This window comes from Streptomyces sp. NBC_00045 (assembly GCF_045041095.1).
Lineage (GTDB): Bacteria > Actinomycetota > Actinomycetes > Streptomycetales > Streptomycetaceae > Streptomyces.
In genome coordinates, this window is the sequence record NZ_CP108271.1 from 5,387,663 (window position 1) to 5,404,760 (window position 17,098).

At 73.2% G+C, this 17,098-nt stretch carries 16 protein-coding genes; 2 read left to right on the plus strand and 14 right to left on the minus strand.

Annotation, left to right across the window (positions count from 1 at the left end; translation table 11 throughout):
• Window positions 1-196 precede the first annotated feature (196 nt).
• Window positions 197-1,477 (plus strand): phosphoribosyltransferase, encoded by a 1,281-nt coding sequence (locus OHA65_RS25405; protein WP_328763690.1) that lies wholly within the window; start codon window positions 197-199, stop codon window positions 1,475-1,477.
• Between the two features lie 160 nt (window positions 1,478-1,637).
• A complete protein-coding gene (locus tag OHA65_RS25410) occupies window positions 1,638-2,147 on the plus strand; it encodes a hypothetical protein (RefSeq protein ID WP_328763692.1) in 510 nt (169 codons plus the stop codon).
• Window positions 2,148-2,217: 70 nt separating this feature from the next.
• Here OHA65_RS25410 and OHA65_RS25415 read toward each other — a convergent pair whose 3' ends face one another.
• The 14 genes from OHA65_RS25415 to OHA65_RS25480 form a co-directional block, all read right to left on the minus strand.
• Window positions 2,218-3,492, minus strand: a complete 1,275-nt coding sequence (locus tag OHA65_RS25415; RefSeq protein ID WP_327285427.1) for a glycosyltransferase — start codon at window positions 3,490-3,492, stop codon at window positions 2,218-2,220.
• Window positions 3,493-3,597: 105 nt separating this feature from the next.
• On the minus strand, window positions 3,598-4,206 hold the full coding sequence (locus OHA65_RS25420) for a DNA-binding response regulator (protein WP_082410840.1): 609 nt from the start codon (window positions 4,204-4,206) through the stop codon (window positions 3,598-3,600).
• Window positions 4,207-4,301: 95 nt separating this feature from the next.
• Window positions 4,302-5,444, minus strand: coding sequence for a histidine kinase (locus tag OHA65_RS25425; protein WP_327285428.1), 1,143 nt, complete (start codon window positions 5,442-5,444; stop codon window positions 4,302-4,304).
• 177 nt (window positions 5,445-5,621) lie between these two features.
• Window positions 5,622-7,961, minus strand: a complete 2,340-nt coding sequence (locus OHA65_RS25430) for a TOMM precursor leader peptide-binding protein (RefSeq protein ID WP_328763695.1) — start codon at window positions 7,959-7,961, stop codon at window positions 5,622-5,624.
• The gene (locus OHA65_RS25435) at window positions 7,958-8,155 is read right to left on the minus strand and encodes a hypothetical protein (protein WP_327285430.1); all 198 of its coding nucleotides are present in this window, start codon (window positions 8,153-8,155) and stop codon (window positions 7,958-7,960) included. The genes OHA65_RS25430 and OHA65_RS25435 overlap by 4 nt, the downstream gene beginning before the upstream one ends.
• Before the next feature lie 149 nt (window positions 8,156-8,304).
• Entirely contained in the window at window positions 8,305-9,507 is a 1,203-nt protein-coding gene (locus OHA65_RS25440; RefSeq protein WP_328763697.1) for a cytochrome P450, read from the minus strand.
• 36 nt (window positions 9,508-9,543) lie between these two features.
• Entirely contained in the window at window positions 9,544-10,455 is a 912-nt protein-coding gene (locus OHA65_RS25445; protein WP_327285432.1) for a carboxymuconolactone decarboxylase family protein, read from the minus strand.
• A complete protein-coding gene (locus OHA65_RS25450; protein WP_405756708.1) occupies window positions 10,452-11,360 on the minus strand; it encodes a class I SAM-dependent methyltransferase in 909 nt (302 codons plus the stop codon). The genes OHA65_RS25445 and OHA65_RS25450 overlap by 4 nt, the downstream gene beginning before the upstream one ends.
• Window positions 11,354-12,166, minus strand: a complete 813-nt coding sequence (locus OHA65_RS25455; RefSeq protein WP_327285434.1) for an alpha/beta hydrolase — start codon at window positions 12,164-12,166, stop codon at window positions 11,354-11,356. Before OHA65_RS25455 ends, OHA65_RS25450 begins: the two co-directional genes overlap by 7 nt.
• Window positions 12,163-12,795, minus strand: a complete 633-nt coding sequence (locus OHA65_RS25460; protein WP_327285435.1) for a LysR substrate-binding domain-containing protein — start codon at window positions 12,793-12,795, stop codon at window positions 12,163-12,165. Before OHA65_RS25460 ends, OHA65_RS25455 begins: the two co-directional genes overlap by 4 nt.
• Window position 12,796: 1 nt before the next feature.
• Window positions 12,797-13,597, minus strand: a complete 801-nt coding sequence (locus OHA65_RS25465; RefSeq protein ID WP_328763702.1) for a DUF6182 family protein — start codon at window positions 13,595-13,597, stop codon at window positions 12,797-12,799.
• Window positions 13,594-14,748 (minus strand): hypothetical protein, encoded by a 1,155-nt coding sequence (locus tag OHA65_RS25470; protein ID WP_327285437.1) that lies wholly within the window; start codon window positions 14,746-14,748, stop codon window positions 13,594-13,596. Before OHA65_RS25470 ends, OHA65_RS25465 begins: the two co-directional genes overlap by 4 nt.
• Window positions 14,745-16,226, minus strand: a complete 1,482-nt coding sequence (locus tag OHA65_RS25475; protein ID WP_328763705.1) for a hypothetical protein — start codon at window positions 16,224-16,226, stop codon at window positions 14,745-14,747. The genes OHA65_RS25470 and OHA65_RS25475 overlap by 4 nt, the downstream gene beginning before the upstream one ends.
• A gap of 2 nt (window positions 16,227-16,228) precedes the next feature.
• Entirely contained in the window at window positions 16,229-17,083 is an 855-nt protein-coding gene (locus OHA65_RS25480) for an SAM-dependent methyltransferase (protein WP_327285439.1), read from the minus strand.
• Window positions 17,084-17,098: the final 15 nt, after the last annotated feature.

Genomic DNA, 17,098 nt, shown 5'->3' on the forward strand with positions numbered 1-17,098 from the left:
CCCACCGCAAAGCACCAGGTCAGCGGCGCAACGCGGCCTCACGACCAACCTACGCACGCAGCCCACCCCTACCCACCCCCCAAAACCCACAGACCCGGACCCACCTCCCTCGTACGGACCACCGGACCCGAGTTGCACGCGAGCGCCGGGAGGGGTTGGTTCGAAGTACGGCACGCAACGTTGGGGATGACCCGAAATGCTCTTCACGGACCGCGACGACGCAGGACGCAGACTCGGCACGGCGCTGGGCCCGTACGCGGCGGAGCATCCCGTCGTCCTCGGGCTGCCGCGGGGCGGGGTCCCGGTCGCCTTCCACGTGGCGCGCGCCCTCGGCGCGCCCCTCGACGTGATCGTCGTGCGCAAGCTCGGCGTCCCGTACCAGCCCGAGCTGGCATTCGGCGCGATCGGAGAAGGTGGCGTACGCGTGATCAGCGACGACATCGTCCGCCGCGGCCGGCTCGACCCGCAGGCCATCGCGTCCGTCGAACGGGCGGAACAGTCGGAGCTCACCCGCCGGTCCGCCCGCTACCGCGCGGACCGGCCGCAGGAGGACCTCCGCGGCCGCACGGTGATCGTGGTCGACGACGGCATCGCGACCGGTGCCACGGCGGCCGCCGCCTGCCAGGTCGTACGGGCACAGGGCGCGGCCCGGGTCGTGATGGCCGCCCCGGTGGCGCCGCCGGACGCGCTGACCCGGGTGGCCGCGGTCGCCGACGAGGTGGTCTGCCTCTCCACACCGCCGGGCTTCTCCTCGGTCGGACAGTGGTACCGGGACTTCTCCCAGACCTCGGACGAGGAGGTCGTCTCCCTGCTCGCCCAGTCGCCGCGCCGGCCGGCCCCGACGGAACATGCCGAGGTGGAAGTGGAAGTGGAGGTGGAGGCGGCGGGCCTGCGGCTGCCCGGCGACCTCACCCTCCCGCCGGGCGCGAGCGCGGTGGTGGTGTTCGCGCACGGCTCGGGCAGCAGCCGCCACAGCCCGCGCAACCGCCGGGTGGCCGCGGACTTGAACCGGGCCGGCCTGGGCACCCTGCTGTTCGACCTGCTCACCCCGGCCGAGGAGGCGGACCGCTCGAACGTCTTCGACATCGACACCCTGGCCGCCCGCCTCGCCGCCGCCACGGCCTGGCTCGGCACCAGGTCCCCGATCCCGCAGGCCTACTTCGGCGCCAGCACGGGCGCGGCGGCCGCCCTGGCCGCGGCGGCTTCCCCGGACTCACCGGTCTTCGCGGTGGTCTCCCGCGGCGGCCGCCCGGACCTGGCGGGCCCCCTGCTCGCCGGGGTCCGGGCCCCCACGCTCCTGATCGTCGGTTCCGAGGACCACCAGGTCCTCGCCCTCAACCGCGAGGCGCAGACCCGCCTGCGCTGCGAGAGCCGGCTGGAGGTCGTCGAGGGCGCCACCCACCTCTTCGAGGAACCCGGAACCCTCGAAGAGGTGTCCTCCCTCGCCGAGAACTGGCTCAGCACCCACCGCCCGTAGCCCGCGACGGGTCGAGGAGGGGGGCCGCGCGGGTGATCGGCGCCGCGACATGAGTCACAAAGTGATCATTTGGGCACAAAACGTCAACAATGGCTTCGTTCGTAGCCCGAGGCGCGCGCTTGCGGGCGTGACACCTCCAAGTCCCGTGAGGACGGTTCTCTTGAGTCATCGAACGATCCGAACCAGACGCCTGAAGTCCGCCACCATGGTCTCGGCCGGTGTGCTCGCCGTGGCGCTCAACGTCGTCCCGGCCACGACGGCCATCGCCGACGCGATCCACCGGTCCGGCACCGACACCGCTGTCGCACTGCCCGGCCCGTCCGGCGTCATGGGTGATGACGACCACGGCGGCCAGCGCGGCCCCCAGGGCCGGCCGGGGAGGCCGGGCCACGACGGCAGGCCGGGCCGCGACGGTGCTCAGGGCCCCCAGGGCTACCAGGGTGCGTCCGTCGGGCTGGTCACCTACGTCAACACCGCGTCGGACGACGATGGCAGCGTGATCGCCACGTGCGAGACGGGTGACCGCGCCACCGGCGGCGGCCTCCTGACGGCCACCGGTAACGTCCGCACCAGCCGCCCCGTGGGCACCCCTCCCAACGGATGGCAGGCCGAAGCCACGACGGCCCAGGACATCACCGCCTACGTGGTGTGCGCCGACGTGACGCCGTGACGTCCCTTTCTGCTTGAACGACGGTGCCCCGGGGCGTCGGCCCCAGGGCACCGTCGTGTGTGGTCCGCGCCTAGACCAGCAGCGGTCCGCCGCACCGTGCGGCGCCCTCCTTCATCGCGATGAGGTTGGCGACGACGTACGAGATGTCGTTCTTGGAGTGCCACTCGGTCGGGAAGTAGGTGACCAGCCGCGACGACTGGAACTTGGCTTCGATCGTCGGCACGAAGGCGCGGTACTGCTCGTCCGTGTAGTACCAGAACGAGTTCTCGTTGTAGTACGCGACGTGCGTCGGGTCCTGGTACGCACCGCGCCCGTCGGAGCTGGGCGTCATGGTGATCAGCATTGCGCCCGGTGCCAACAGTCGGTACAGCTCGTTGATCAGCGGCACCTTCGAGGGCACGTGCTCCAGGAAGTCCACCGCCCGCATCACGCCCACGGAGCCGTCGGGCAGGTCCAGCTTCCCGGGCAGCGTCGCGACGATATCGACGCCCTCGCCCGGGTACTGGTCGACGCCCAGGTAGCCGGGCGGCTTGCGGTGGGCCGCGCCGAGGTCCAGCGCGAGCAGTCCGCGCCGCTGGGTCCACGCGAGGGCGTTGGCCTCGACGTACTTGTCGTACAGGACGACCGTCTCGCGCTGGATGTGCGCGTTGATCTCCGGGTCGCTCTGGGTGTTCGCGGGGTGCACGCGCTGGAGGTACAGGCAGCGGTTGATGTGGTGGAAGTCCCCGATGTGGAAGAGGCGGCACATCAGGTCCTGGTCGTCCAGGACCGTCCGCGCGGCGTCGTACCCGCCGGCCTGCTCGTAGCTCTCCTTGCGGAAGGCCCGTACGTGGTTGGGCGCGTACCAGATGTAGGAGACGTTGTGCGGGGTCGGCGCCATCGAGATGATCTGCTGCAGCTTGCGGCCGTCGACCTCCACCTCCTCGTACTGCCAGCCGCACGATGCGTCCCAACGGCTGTCGTCGCGGCTGCCGTCCTCGGTGATCTGCGCGGTGTTGCTGTAGACGAAGACGGCCCCGGGGTGCTCGTCGAACGCCGTGCCGAGCTCCGCCAGGCACGCCTTCGCCAGCAGGTCGTCGTGGTCGAGTTCCACGAGGATCTCGCCGCGCGCGAGTTCGCAGGCCCTGCGCTTGGCCGCTCCGACGCCCTGGACCTCGTCCGCGATCACCACGCGGACCCGGTCGTCGGGCCGCTCCGGCCGCCATCGGGCGCCGTTGTTGAGCAAGACGATCCACTCCCAGTCCTGACAGGTCTGCGCCTGTAGGGTCGCCAGGCACTCGTCGAGGAAACGAGGCCGGTGGCTGGGCGTGAAAACGGAGAACCTCGGTGTCGCGGTCGACGTCATCTGGTGCTCCCAGGTGGGGTGTCTTTCCGCGCGACGTTACGAGGGCGCCCTGCTGATGCCGCCGTATGGCAGGCAGCCGGGGCCCAAGTCCACTCGAATGTACGTTTAGACCAGCCAGCCCGCGTCGCGGGCGATGCGGATGGCGTCGACGCGGTTGCGAGCCTTCAGTTTCATCACGACGGTCGTCAGGTAGTTGCGCACGGTCCCGGTGGACAGGTGGAGCTCCCCGGCGATCTCGGTGGCCTCCGACCCCTGGGCGGCCATGCGCAGCACCTCGGTCTCGCGGTCGGTCAGCGGGCTCTCCAGGCCGTTCCACGCGGCCACGGCCAGCTTGGAGTCGATGACCCGCTGGCCGGCCACCACCCGGCGGATGGCGCTGGCCAGTTCCTTCGGGGAGTCGTCCTTGAGGAGGTAGCCGGAGACCTGGGCCGCCAGGGCCCTGCGCAGGGTGCCGGGGCGGCCGAGGCTGGTGAGCATCAGCGTCCGGCATTCCGGGAGGTGTTCGTGGATCTGCATCGCGGCGCTCAGCCCGTCGAGCCCGGGGAGGTCGATGTCGATGATCGCGATGTCCGGCCGGACGTCCAGGGCGGCGGCCAGGATTTCGTCGCCGCGCGAGAGTTCGCTGACGACCTCCAGGTCGTCCTCCAGGTCGAGCAGGGCGACGAGCGCTCCGCGCACCATGTTCATGTCTTCGGCCAACAGGATCCTGATCACCGTGACGAGCCCCCCGTCCGCGCGGTCGATCTTGTTCAACAGATCATAGCAACTCGCCCGGTTCCGGCTTCCGGACGGCTTGGTGCACCGTCAGTTCAGGCGACGAGCCACGTGCGTTCGCCCTCCGTGGACTCGTCCAGGTCTGGATCGACGTCCCCGTGCGCCGGCACCCGCGCGACCAGCCGGAACACGTTGCCGGGGCCCCTGTTGACCGTCAGTTCGCCGCCCACCGCCCGAACGCGCAGTCCCAGGTTGCCCAGGCCGCTACCGCTGTGCGGCGAGCTGTCGCGGTACCCCTCGGTGACGCCGTCGTTGGTGACCGACAGCGTCATCAGCCCGTCCTGCTCGACGGCGGTGATCTCGCAGTGCGCGGCCCGGCTGTGGCGCAGCACGTTCGTGACGGCCTCCCTGAGCACGGTGGCCAGCACCGTGTCCACCGGGGAACTGACGTCGCCCATGCGGATGTCGGTCACCGCTTCGACCTCGGCGGCGCCCAGTACGGACCGGGCCGAGGCGATCTCTTCCTCCAGCGACATGTCCCGGTACCCGCTCGCCACCCGGCGCACGTCGGCCAATGATTGGCGGGAGATGGCCAGTACGTCCTCGATCTCGCCCATGGCCCGGGCCGGATGGGCCGGGATCAGGCGGTGGATGAGTTCGCCCTTGAGTTGGATCGCGGACAGGCTGTACCCGAGCAGGTCGTGCAAGTCGCGGGCGAAGCGCAGGCGTTCGCGGGTGACCGCGGCGCGGGTGAGTTCACCGCGGCTCGCGTGCAGGACGCGGACCAGCTCGGACAGCCGGGTGAGGCCGAACGTCACCAGCCCGGTCAGTAGGGTCGTCTGCACCAGGTAGATGCTGTCGAGCACGGGCCGGCCCTCCTGTAGCGGGGGCACGAGCATGCTGATGCCCACGAGCCCGTACAGGATCCAGCCCAGGCGCGGCGGCAGGAGCAGCAGCAGGGAGCCCGCGAGGAAGCCCGCCATCGCGCCCCACTGCGATTTCAGGGCGAACAGCGGCAGGTAGGTGAAGGCGGCCTGGGCTCCCAAGGTCATCGCCCTGCGGGTGACGGGCACGTGCTGGGTGCTCGTCCGGGAGTGCAGCAGCTGGAGGGCGAAGACCGCGCCCAGGCAGCCCAGGGCGGCGGCCAGGGCGGGTCCTTCGACTCCGGCGCTGAGGATGTTCAGGGCGGTGATGCCGACGTAGCAGAGGAGCGCGGCGATCAGGATGACCTGGGCCATCCGGGGCGCGGGTAAGTCCCGGCTACGTCGCAGAATGCCCTCGACCAGGACCGCCTCCGACGGTCCATCCGAGGACTTGAGGCGGCCAGGCATGTCAATCCCCCTTTGGTGTTTCTGTGTTACATGCCAGGTGTGAGCATAGGCGAGGGGTGTGACCGAGAGGCGTGATTCGATCGCTCACACGAACAGTGGAACGGGGTTGAGCTGGTCGTACGGAGTGGCTTCGGCCAGCCGCCCGAGGTGCACCGGAACGTCGAAGAGCCGGCCGGGCCCGAACCTCGCCCAGAAATGCCGCAGTCCTGGTACGACCACTTTCGTCACGGGAATATTGAGGTCAGGTCGGCTCTGGTCGAGCACCAGCAGATCCATCCCGTTGGTCCGGACCATCTCTGTGATCATGTGCACGTCATCCAGTAGATCCGCGTTGCGGACCGAAGGCCAGTGGGCCCGTGTCCGGGACTCGGTCATCGGATCGGCCCCGAGATATGGCTGGTTGGCGACGGTGGCCCCGCGCCACCACGACAGGGGCTCCGGATCGGTGATCCGGTAACCGGTGCCGTCCGTCCGTACATCGCCGACCACCGGCAGCAGTTGCCCCAGCTCCGACATGGCCCGGCCCAGCGCCACCCGCGGGTCGAAGTGCGCGCCGAAGCCGAAGACCACATCCTCCGCGGGCTTGTCGGTACGCCGCGACAGCGCCGCGAACACCGGAACGCCCAGGTCGGAGGTGAGGTCGAGCGCCCACACCTCCCGGTTCATCCGGCGCAGCCCATGGCGGAACCGCTCGATCCACTCGTCCTCGAAGGAAGACAGGTCCACCCCGGGCTGCCGGGTGCGGTTGTACCACCACAGGGCCACCGCGTCCCGCTCCACCAGCTCCAAGAAGCCCTGCACCAGCGCGTCCTCGGGGCTGCTGCCCGCCGCGTTGCCGTTGGAGTCGGCCCACGGTTCGTCGTGGGAAGCCGCGCCCCGCCCGAAGTACAGCATCGAGGTCGGCAGCAGCCGCTGGACGCCTTCGGTCAACGACCACACCGGGGTCCAGTCGGTGGGGCGGTCCTCGTCGAACGGCGCGGACACGTAGTGGAACCGGGAGTGCCGCGCGTTCCACCGCTCCCGCTCCGCGTACTGGCGGGCGCTGTAGAGCTGGCAGTCGTTGGGGTGCACGGCGTCCTTGCCCAGGCCCCGCAGGGAGTCGCGTACGACCGGCTCGTCGCCCTGCCGCGTACCGCTGTAGCGCTCGACCGCCTCGCACAGCGCACTGGTGCGCGCCTCCTCCTCGGTGCGGCCCTTTCCGCCGCTGAGCGCCCGAAGACCGGAGCTGAGGCCGGCGAACGACGCCGACTCCATGGCCAGGTTGTGCCCGGAGGTGTACGCGTGGACGAAGCCGGGCGTACCGGAGGCCCTGCGGATCTCCTTGACCACCCCGGTCACCGGGTCCACGAGGTGCCCGTGCGTCCGCAGCATCTGCGCCGCCGTCAGGGCGCGGTCCCCGCCCCCGGTCGCCGCCGCCTTGGGCCGCGACACGGGGACGAACGGCTCCCCGGTCCGGCGGGCCACCAGGCCGGGGTCCCCGCAGGCCGCGCACTGCGGACGTCGGCCCACCGGGTGGCTGGCGGTGCGCAGGCGCAGCGTGTCGAAGGTGCGGACGTGCCCCTGCTCCGGATCGCGCAGCCCGGCCAGCCACTTCGCGCTCTCCAGCACGGCGAGGTTGACGGCGAGCGCCGTCCCGGCCGCCAGCCCGGCGGCCGGCCGCGGTACGGGGCCGTCCAGGCCCAGCGCGCGCCGGACCGGCACCTCGGAGTGGCGGTGGCCGCGCAGCCGCACGGCCAGGCAGTGCCAGCAGGGGCCGGAGCCGGGCACGAAGAACGGGCCGACCCAGGGGTCCGTCCCGCACAGCTTGGCGAGCACCCACGGCCGGCCGGCGGCGCGGTGGGCGGCGTCCACGGCGGCCAGTTGCGGGGAGAGGTAGTCGTCGCACAGGACGAGCACCAGGTCGGCGGCGCGGGGGTCGTCGGTGACCGGGACGCCGGACGCCCGGCAGGCCTCGGCCACCGGCACCGGGTCCAGGCCGGGGAGCGCCTCGATCGCGACGCGGGCCCGGGCCAGGCCGGCGGCGGCCAGCCCGCCGTCCAGCCCGGCCAGGTCCCAGTACGCCTCGGCCTCGGCGCTGCGCGGAGCCACCGCCCCGGCGTCCGCGGACACGGCGGCCGGGGCGGTGGAGCGGATCAACCCGGCGTCGGCCAGGGAGCGGAGGGCCGCCTCGGTGTCCTGGTCGCCCAGGATCCGTGAAGCCTCCTGGCGGACCGCCCCGACGGTCCGGGTCCCGTCGAGCAGCGGTACGAGGACCTCCGCCCCGCTCCCGCTCAGGGCGGTCACCCCGCGCCGCGACACCAGGTAGGCGGCGTCGCCGGGGACGACCGTCGGCCGCAGGTGGGACTTGAACCCCACCAGCGTGTCGCCGGCCGCCGGCCGTGCCGTCGGCGGCGTGCCGGGCCGCTGGGGCTCGGCAGCGCTCATGCTCCCAGCCGTCCGGCGATCGGCGTCGCCGGGCCCGTGACCTGCGTCCGGCTGCAGACGGTGAACAGGGCGTACGCGGTGTCGGGCAGGGCGTCGAGGTTCTCGATCACCAGGCCCGGCTCCGAGGAGCGGGCGGGCAGCGGTGCCGAGCCGGTGCCGGGGTTGATACGGGCGTTGGCCGAAATGCTGGTCATGGCGGTTGGTTCCCTCTGCGTCGTCGTGGCGCGGGTTCGATCCGTTCACGACGATTCTGCGAGGATCCGGTGATCGCAGGACAGTGCCCCGGTCACCACCGGAAGGTGAAGATTTCACATGCTGCGGTGCCTCCCACACCTTCCCGGACTCAGGGCAGCCAGCGTACGGGCAGGTGGCGGGGGCCGCGGATGAGGAGGCCCGTGCGCCAGGCGAGGTTCGCGGGGTCGGCGTTCAAGGACAGGGCGGGACAGCGCTCCAGGAGCGCCGCGATCGCCGTTCGGGCCTGGAGCCGGGCCAGCGGGGCACCCAGGCAGTAGTGGATGCCGTGGCCGAAGGCGATGTGGCCGCCCGCAGCGCGACGGATGTCGAAGCGGTCCGGATCGGGGAACCGCGCCGGGTCCCGGTCCGCGTCGGCGAGTGCGACCAGCACCAGTTCGCCGCCTCCCGGGATCACCTCGCCGGCGATCTCCGTCGGCCCGGTGGTGAAGCGGTACGTGGTGGTCTCGACCGGCCCCTCGTACCGCAGCATCTCCTCGACCGCGTTGTCGATGAGCGAGGGATCGGCGCGCAGAGCGGCGAGCTGGTCGGGGTGCCGGAGCAGGGCGAGGACCCCCGTCGCGATCAGATGGGCGGTGGTCTCGAAACCGGTGACGAGCAGCAGCCAGGCCATGCCGATGAGTTCGTCTGCGGAGAGCCGGTCGCCGTCCTCGTCGGTGGTGCGGACCAGGGCGCTCATCAGGTCCTCGCGGGGCCGCGTGCGCAGGTCGTCCACCATGGCGACGAGGTACCGCGTCATCGCCGCCGTCGCGGCCGTCCTGGTGTCCCGGTCCGGGCTGCTCAGGGCCTGTTCGGCCCAGTCGCGGAACGCGGCACGGTCGAGGGAGGGCACCCCGAGCAGCTCGCAGATGATGCCCATGGCCAGGGGGAACGCGAGGGCCTCGACGAGGTCGGCCTCCCCGGTGGGCCGGGCGAGCATGGCGTCGAGGAGCTCGCCCGTCAGTGCCCGTACCCTCGGAGCGAGCGCCTCGACGCGGCGGGGCGTGAACTCCCTGGCCACGAGCCCCCGCAGCCGGGTGTGGTCCGGCGGGTTCGAGCTCAGCAGGTTCTCGCCCGCGGAGAGCCGGGCCAGCGGCAGCGCGGGCGAGGCGTCCTTCCACGACTTCGACAGGGTGGGCTCGGTGAGCGCGGCCCGGCACGCCGCGTGGCCGACGACGAGCCAGGCCTGCGCACCCTCGGGCACCCGGATCCGGTGCACCGGACCCCGGGCGCGGAGCGCGGCGTACACCGGATGGGGATTCCTGGTGAATTCCTCGCCCAGCGTCGCGAAGTCCGCCGCGATTTCCGTTCCCACAGTGATTGCATTCCCTTCGGTAAAGGGGGCGGCTTCCTAGAGCGCCGACGTCTTGCGCTTCTCGAACACCTCACGGGCCACCGCGATGGCATTCAGCGCCCGCGGGAATCCGACGTACGGCACCACGTGGATCAGCGTCTCCACGACCTGTGCCGCACTGAGGCCGACGTTCAGCGCGGCCCCGATGTGAACGCGCAGCTGGGGGGCGGTGTCACCGAACGCCGTCAGCGCGGCGACGGTGACGAGCTGGCGGCGCCTCGGCGTCAGCCACGGACGCTGATAGACGTCACCGAAGGTGAATTCGACGATGAACCGGCCGAGGTCCGGGGCGATGTCCTTGAGCGACTCGATCACCTCAAGGCCGTGGTGACCGTCGATCTCCACCAGCTTCTCGGTTCCGCGCAGATAGCGGTCGCGCGAATCGTTCATGACCGGCGGCTCGAAGGTGACGCCCCGGTCGGCGAAGACCGTACGGGCGACGCCGACCGCGTTGAGTACCCGGGGGAAGCCGATGAAGGGCACGAGGTGGATCAGGGCCTCGATGACCTCCTCGGGGCGCACCCCGACGTGCAGCGCCGCGTCGATGTGGAAGTTCAGCTGCGGCGCGGTGTCGCCCTGGGCGGTCAGCGCCGCGACCGTCGACAGCTCCCGCTCGCGCAGATCGAGGCCCGGCCGGGCGTAGACGTCGCCGTACGCGAACTCGACGACGTAGCGCCCGAGGTCCGGGGCGATGTCTTTGAGTGACTCGACCACCGCCGCGCCGCGCTCGCCCGAGGTCTCGTGCAGGACGGCCAGTCCGCGCTCGTAGCGGGCGTTGTCGCCGGTGGCTGCGGCGGCCGCCGCCGGGGTCGGGGCCAGCAGGCCCTCGGCAAGGCCGATGCCGACGAGGGCGCCGCCGGTGAGCGTGGCGCGGCGGGTCATTTCGGTGGTGCTCCGTGAGGCGTTCATGGTGTCCGTCCCTGTTCCTGTCCGTTGGTTTCCGTCGATTCGAAAGGTGTGGGGCACGGGCCCGCGGGCACCGTGCCGATCGCGATGACGTTGCCCTCGCTGATGTATCCGTCCGGGTCGCGCAAGGGGTGGGCCGGACCGTCGGGGTCGAGGAAGGCCGCCCAGTCGCCCGCGATGCCCTCGACGGCCGCCTGCCGGGCGAACCGCGCGCAGGCGTTCCCGTAGAACCGCAGGGCGGACGGGTTCAGCGGAGCGTGGTGTTCCATGAGGATCGTGCGTTGGTGGACCGCCGTCAGTCCGGCCGCGCGCAGCCGGCGGTACAGGTCACGGCCCCTGAGGAGCTGGCGGGCGTACCCGGGAGTCCTGGCGGACGCCCGGAAGAAGTCGGTGATCAGGAAGGGGTCCGCCGGGCGCACGGTGCTCAGCGAACCGTCCACGTCCTTGACCGCGACGAGCCCGCCGGGCCTGGTGACCCGGCGCAGCTCCGTCAGCGCCCGCGCCAGTTCCCCGTCGTCGAGGTACTGCGTCGTGTTCGCGCACCAGACGGCGTCGAACGTGCCGTCCGCGTACGGCAGGTCGAGGACGCTGCCCTGGCGCACCTCCACCGGTACGGCCGCGGGGTGGTCCCGCATCCGCGCGGCGGCGCGTTCCGCGCTCTCCGGAGCCAGGTCGACGGCCGAGACCCGGCCCCGCGCGCCGACGCGGTCAGCGATCAGGGGCAGGAAGGCGCCGCTGCCGCAGCCCGCGTCCAACACGTGCCAGCCGCGCTCGATGCCGACGCCGTCCAGGGCGTCCCGGTAGTACGCGGCGCAGGCGTCGAAGTGCGGGTCCACGATCTCCTCGTGGGTGAACGCCAGTCCGGTGGACGTCGTGTACCCCCACCCCGCGTGATCCGCGGTCAGCATGCCGCGACCCCAGCCCCGGCCGTGATCTGCGCCTGGGCGAGCAGGCCCGTGAGGATCTCCGCGGTCGCCTCCGGCGCTTCCAGTGGAGCGAGGTGGCCGACCCCCGGAAGGGCGACGAGACGGCCGTTCGGCAGCTCCTCGGCCGTCGCACAGGCCTCGTCGAGGGAGACGAGTTCGTCCTCGGCGCCGATGACGACCACGGCGGGCACCTCGGCCGCGCGCAGGGCGGCCGTGGAGTCCGTACGGGCCGCGATCGCCCGCTGGGCCCAGGCGACGGACCGCGGCGGGGCCGCCAGCGCCAGCCCGGTCACCCGCTCCAGCAGCAGGGGCCGGCGGGCGCGGGTGGTCGCGCCCAGCAGCGACGGCGTCGTCGCGGTGACGATCCGGGCGCGCGCGGCATCGTCGAGGACCGCTTCGGCGAAGCGCAGGCGCTGCCCGGCCGCCTCCGCGGTGTCGGCGGTGCTCCTGGCCGCCAGCAGGGCCAGCGCGCCGACGCGGCGGGGGTGGCGGCGCAGGAAGGCCATGGCCACGTAGCCGCCCATGGAGCAGCCGGCGAGGGCGACGGCGCCGATGCCCTGCCGGTCGAGCTCACGGGCCAGTTCGTCGGCCACGTGATCGAGCGACGGGGCGCGGTCCGTGGCCGGCGCGGAGCCGAAACCGCACTGGTCGGGGGTGAGGACGCGGTGGCCGCGGGCGCGCAGCTCGCGGGCCGTCGCCTCCCACATGGACGAGTCCAGGGGCAGGGCGTGCAGCAGGACGACCGGGAGGCGGCCGGCGCCCTGGTCCGCGCCGGGGTCCGCGCTCATCGCCGCGCCGCCCGTTCCGCGTCGGCGACGAACCGCCGTACGTGCTCCGGTGGTTCGCACTCCCGGAGCCAGCCGAAGGCCACCGGCGAGGGCGGCAGGTCGTGCACCGGGACGACCTTGATGTCCGGCGGGACGACCGCGTCCAGGGACCGGAACGACACGTGGACCGCGCAGGTGCTCCTGAGCAGGTCCGCCATCGCGGTGAGCGTCGTCATCGGATGGACCCGGCGGATCGTACGGCCCCCGGGGGTCCGCGGCGGCACCACCAGGTCCCAGACGTGGGGCGGGAAGTCGCCGGGGCACCGGAAGCCCTCGTACTGCGCGACTTCCTCGACCGAAACCGAGGTGCGGCCGGCCAGGGGATGGTGGTCCGCGACGAGGACGGCCCGCCCGTCGAAGCCGACGGGACCGCTCACGGCGATGTCCGGCTCCAGCGGGTCGTACTTGACGATCATGATGTCAGCCCGTCCGGCGCGCAGCGGGCCGAACGGTTCGGTGACCTCGTACGGGACGTACTCCACCGCCGTCGGCGGGTGGCCGGCGGCCGCGACGAGACGGGACGCCAGGTGCGTGGAGCCGTGCACGCCGAGGCGGACGGGGCGCAGCGCGGTGGTGCGGGGGAACGGCATGTCAGACCTCCGTGGTCAGGCCGGCATAGGCCTGGAGTTCGTCCGGGCGGTGGACGTCGGTGTCGACGCGCAGCACGGCCAACTGCGCGCCCAGGCCGGTCAGACGCGGCACGAACCGCAGCGTCAGCCGGTCTCCGGGACCGATCAGCCCGTCCAGGACGGCTTCGGCCAGCAGGTGGTTGACGTGTACGAGCGCGTCGGTGACGGTCACCCGGGCGGTGGCGACGTACAGGTCACGGCGGACCGGGGGCCGCGCCCCCGGACGGCCGGGCACGGTCACGGTGGCCGACGCCCGACCGGCCGGCTCGTGCGAGGCCTCGAAGGCCTTCAGCAGCCGGCGCAGCGTGGCCGTCGCCGCGGCGGGCGCAGGTCCGGCCCAGGCCACCGAGTCGTCGCCGGCGACGTGGTCGAAGGCGAAGCGGTCCCGCAGGTTGGCCGGGCTGCCGGCCAGGTAGACGGTACGGGTGAAGGAGCGCCGCCACGCGTCCCGCGCCCCGGGTTCCAGGCCGAGGGCGAAGGCGCACGTCTCGCGCACCCACCGGGGCAGGTCGAGCCGGCCGATGACGACCACGGCGAGCACCTCGTCGTCCTCGCCGGCGCTCCCGCCGCGGAACTCGGCCCGGGCGGCGCGCAGGGCCTGCGCGCTGGACAGGTCGAGCCGGTCCGCGAGCTCCGGGCGGGCCGAGCGCACGCGGTCCGCGGCCGACTTGAGCAGGGCCGCCGAGGACAGCGGGAAGGACGGCGGGAAGGGCGGGTGCGGTGCGAGGGCCGCGGCCGCAGCCGGGTCGGAGGAGCCGGTCACAGGAACACCGCCGACAGCAGACCGGGATCGGGGGCGGGCCGCCCCTTGCCCAGGAGCGAGCAGGCCAACCGGTAGGGGTCGACGTACGCGTGGCCCCGCCGGTGCCGGTCCAGCGCGTCGACCAGCCCGCCCGCACCGGACGCGGCGGCGGCCGCGGACCGCTTGAGGAGCCGGGCGGCCACGGCGAGGCAGTGGCGCAGCAGGTCGTGGCGGAAGGACTGCTGCTGCCCAGGGCCGAGGGTCGCGATGAAGTACAGGCGCATGCCGAGCCGCAGCGCGCCGACGGCGTCCTCACCGGCGCCGTCCGCGTCGCAGGCCTCGACCGAGGCCCGCAGCAGCGCGCCGGCCGTGTGGTCGTGCCAGCCGCCGTGCCGGGCCGAGGTGATCTTGCCGTCGATGGGCACCCGGCCGATCGGCACCCGGCGCACCGTCGGCCCCAGCCGGGTCAGCACTCGGTTCAGCAGCTGGTAGTCCGCGTCGAGCTCGCGGTCGTACAGCAGGACGACCTCGTCGTACGAGGGGACCAGCGGCAGCAGTTCGCGCAGTGCGCAGGCCAGGTAGTTGGGGCGGCCGTCAGCCGTGACGATCCGGCGCAGCGGCATTCCGTACCGGGTGAGGTCCAGGTAGACGGGGCCTCCGCAGTGCCGCTGGTCCAGGACCAGGTCCACGGCGGCGAGCCGGTCGAGCATCTCTTCCAGCCCGAGACCGGGGGGCTGGTGCTTCCGCAGGCCGGGGTCGTGCATGCCGAGGCGCTCGTAGTGCCCGGCCCACAGCCGCAGCATCCGCTCGCTCGCGGGATGGACCCAGCCTCCGTGCTCGACGGCGTCCCGGTAGGGCCGCAGGACGTCGGCGCTCTGGCGCTGCCCGTCGCAGCGGTAGCGGACGTAGAGGTCCCCGATCTCCTCCTCGGAGAGCTGCGCGTAATCGGCTTCCCCGTGGGTGCGGTCGAGGTACTCCCAGAAGCCGACGGTCTGCTCGGTGACGTGGTAGGTGGTGTGGCTGTAGCGGTAGGTCACGGCGGCGAGCGGTGCGGTGGCCCGGAACATCACGTCGGTCCACAGCAGGCCCTTGAGGTGGCTGGGGGTCAGAGGTTTGGTGGGGGTGACCGTGACGGGTGCCAGCAGGACGTTCTTGCGGGGGAGCACCGTCATCCTTTCTCCTGGGCGGCGATGGCGTGCCGGAGTTCGGCGGGTGTCGGCGGCAGGGGGCCGGTCGGCCCGGCCGGTCGGGGGGCTGCGGCCGCCGCCCGTACGCGGGCCAGGAACTCCTCGTCGGCGAAGACCTCGGCGGGCGTGCTCAGGCTCGTCCCCATCCGGGTGAGCCCCCGCCACACGGTGCGGTCGGTGGCCGCCGCGGCGAGCGCGGCCGTCCGCAGCGCCCCGGGAACGGGCGCCGGTCCGGGCGGCTCGGGCGCCGGGGCCGCGGGAGCTCCGGTCCCGGCCCGCCACCGTTCGGCGCGGGACCGGGAATCGTGCGCCCCCAGCTCGTACCAGGGGCGCAGCAAGCGGTCGGCGAGGTCCGCGGCGGCCGGGCCCAACCGCTCGTCCGCCGCCGGGTGTTCCCCGATCAGCTCCGCGAGCCGGAAGGCGTGCGCGAGCGCGAGGGACATGCCGCGGCCGAACATCGGATCGGTGACGCAGGCGGCGTCCCCGGCCCGCAGCAGTCCGGCGACCGGGCGCTGCCGGCCGGCCGCCGCGCCGCGCAGGACGTTCGGCGGCATGGCGATGGCCCGTACCGGGCCGAGCGGCTCCGCCGCGTCCTCGTCGACCCAGGGGGCCAGGAACGGCGAGAGGCGGCAGGCGGTGGTGAACCCCCCGGGCGTGCGCAGGGCCGCCATCGCGCGGTCGCCGGGCAGCGCGCCGAAGGTGACGGCGAAGACGTCGTTGTCCGCCGGGTGCAGCACCGCCGAGTAGTGGTCCCAGATGCCGCCGGCCGCATTGCCCCGGTTGAGCGGGCCCGGCGGCGGGTCGTGGGGTCTGCGCAGCCGGTAGAAGCGGCCGAAGGCGTGCAGCCGGCTGGGGCCCGTCAGGTCCTGCGGCACCGGGACGCCCGCCGCGGCGAGCCAGGACCGGGACGCGCACCTGCGGCCGGACGCGTCCACCACCAGGTCGGCGGGGATCCGTTCGCCGCCGTCCGTCACCACTCCCGTCACCCGGTGCCCGGCCGGCCCGGTCGGGGCGGACAGGAGTCCGGCGACCGTCGTGCCGTGGCTGACGGTCACCCCGGGGAGGGCCTCGACGGCCCGGTGCAGCACGAGGTCCAGGACGGGACGGCGGACGAGCAGCGTGACGAGCTCCTCGTCCCCCGGCTCCCGGCCGGAGCCGGGGGAACCGGGGCCCGGGGGCGCCGCGGTGGTGAGGTCGACGAGCCGGGCCCCTTGCGCCAGCGCGGCGTCGAGGACGGCCGGTGCATGGCGGCGGAGCACGCGCACGCCCAGCGCGTTCAGGATGTGGTCGTGGGCGGCTTGCGGCACGGAGGGCCGCTCCCACAGCTCCGCGCTCTTGGCGGCCGGCCCGTCCGGCGGCGGTCCGCTCCTTTCCAGGACCCGCACCCGGTGGCCGCGCGCGCCGAGCGCCAGGGCCAGGGCGAGGCCGGCGATGCCGGCCCCCGCGATCACGGTGCCCGTCATGGTCAGCGACGCCTGCCGTGGACGAAGAAAACCCGCCGCACGTCCTTCACCTCGCGCGGCGGCACCGGGTCGGGCCACCGCCCGTAGTCGGCGTCGGGCTCGCCCGGCTGGACGGCGCGCACGTCGAACCCGTACTGCGCGAAGAGGGCCTCGGGCTCGTCGGTGCCGAACACCCAGGGGCACCCCCAGCCCGCGAAGACGTCCAGCAGGCCGCGCATGTGGGGAAGGGTCAGGGCGGCCCCGTTGACGATGTCGGCGGCGATCTCGCTGCCGGGCGCGGAGATCGCGGCGACCCGCTCCAGCATCCGGTGCGCGTCGGCCTCCGGGATGTAGTACAGCAGCCCTTCCAGCAGCCACGCCGACGGCACGGCGGGGTCGTAGCCGGACGCGACGAGCCGCTCCTCCCAGTCGTCGGCGGTGAGGTCGACGGCGACCGTACGGTGGTCGACGCGGGGCCGGACACCCCGCAGCCGCTCGGCCTTGAAGTCGAGCACCGCAGGCCGGTCGACCTCGAAGTAGCGGATGTGCTCGGGCCACGGGAGCCGGTAGGCGCGCGAGTCCATGCCCGCCGGGGCCAGCACGACCTGGGTCGTCCCCGGGTCCTGGGCCGCCCGCTGGAGCAGATCGTCGAAGAACCGGGTGCGGATGGCGTTGTAGTCCGGGGTGCTGGGCAGGGTCCGCGGCCGGTCGGGCGGGAAGGTCGCCGCCCGGATCTCGGCCAGCAGCTCCGGACCCGCCTCTCCGACCAGTCCGCCGGCGTACGGGTCCTCGTAGAGCCGGTCCTCGCGGCGGGTCTCGGCGGCCCGCAGCGCCGCGGTGAGCAGGGCGGTGCGTTCGACGGGGTTGAGCACGGGCATGGAAGGCTGCTCCTT

Coding starts and splice junctions, on each gene's coding strand:
- OHA65_RS25405 (WP_328763690.1), top strand. CDS start 197: ATGCTCTTCACGGACCGCGACGACGCAGGACGCAGACTCGGCACGGCG.
- OHA65_RS25415 (WP_327285427.1), bottom strand. CDS start 3,492: ATGACGTCGACCGCGACACCGAGGTTCTCCGTTTTCACGCCCAGCCAC.
- OHA65_RS25425 (WP_327285428.1), bottom strand. CDS start 5,444: ATGGCCCAGGTCATCCTGATCGCCGCGCTCCTCTGCTACGTCGGCATC.
- OHA65_RS25430 (WP_328763695.1), bottom strand. CDS start 7,961: ATGAGCGCTGCCGAGCCCCAGCGGCCCGGCACGCCGCCGACGGCACGG.
- OHA65_RS25435 (WP_327285430.1), bottom strand. CDS start 8,155: ATGACCAGCATTTCGGCCAACGCCCGTATCAACCCCGGCACCGGCTCG.
- OHA65_RS25445 (WP_327285432.1), bottom strand. CDS start 10,455: ATGAACGCCTCACGGAGCACCACCGAAATGACCCGCCGCGCCACGCTC.
- OHA65_RS25450 (WP_405756708.1), bottom strand. CDS start 11,360: ATGCTGACCGCGGATCACGCGGGGTGGGGGTACACGACGTCCACCGGA.
- OHA65_RS25455 (WP_327285434.1), bottom strand. CDS start 12,166: ATGAGCGCGGACCCCGGCGCGGACCAGGGCGCCGGCCGCCTCCCGGTC.
- OHA65_RS25460 (WP_327285435.1), bottom strand. CDS start 12,795: ATGCCGTTCCCCCGCACCACCGCGCTGCGCCCCGTCCGCCTCGGCGTG.
- OHA65_RS25470 (WP_327285437.1), bottom strand. CDS start 14,748: ATGACGGTGCTCCCCCGCAAGAACGTCCTGCTGGCACCCGTCACGGTC.
- OHA65_RS25475 (WP_328763705.1), bottom strand. CDS start 16,226: ATGACGGGCACCGTGATCGCGGGGGCCGGCATCGCCGGCCTCGCCCTG.
- OHA65_RS25480 (WP_327285439.1), bottom strand. CDS start 17,083: ATGCCCGTGCTCAACCCCGTCGAACGCACCGCCCTGCTCACCGCGGCG.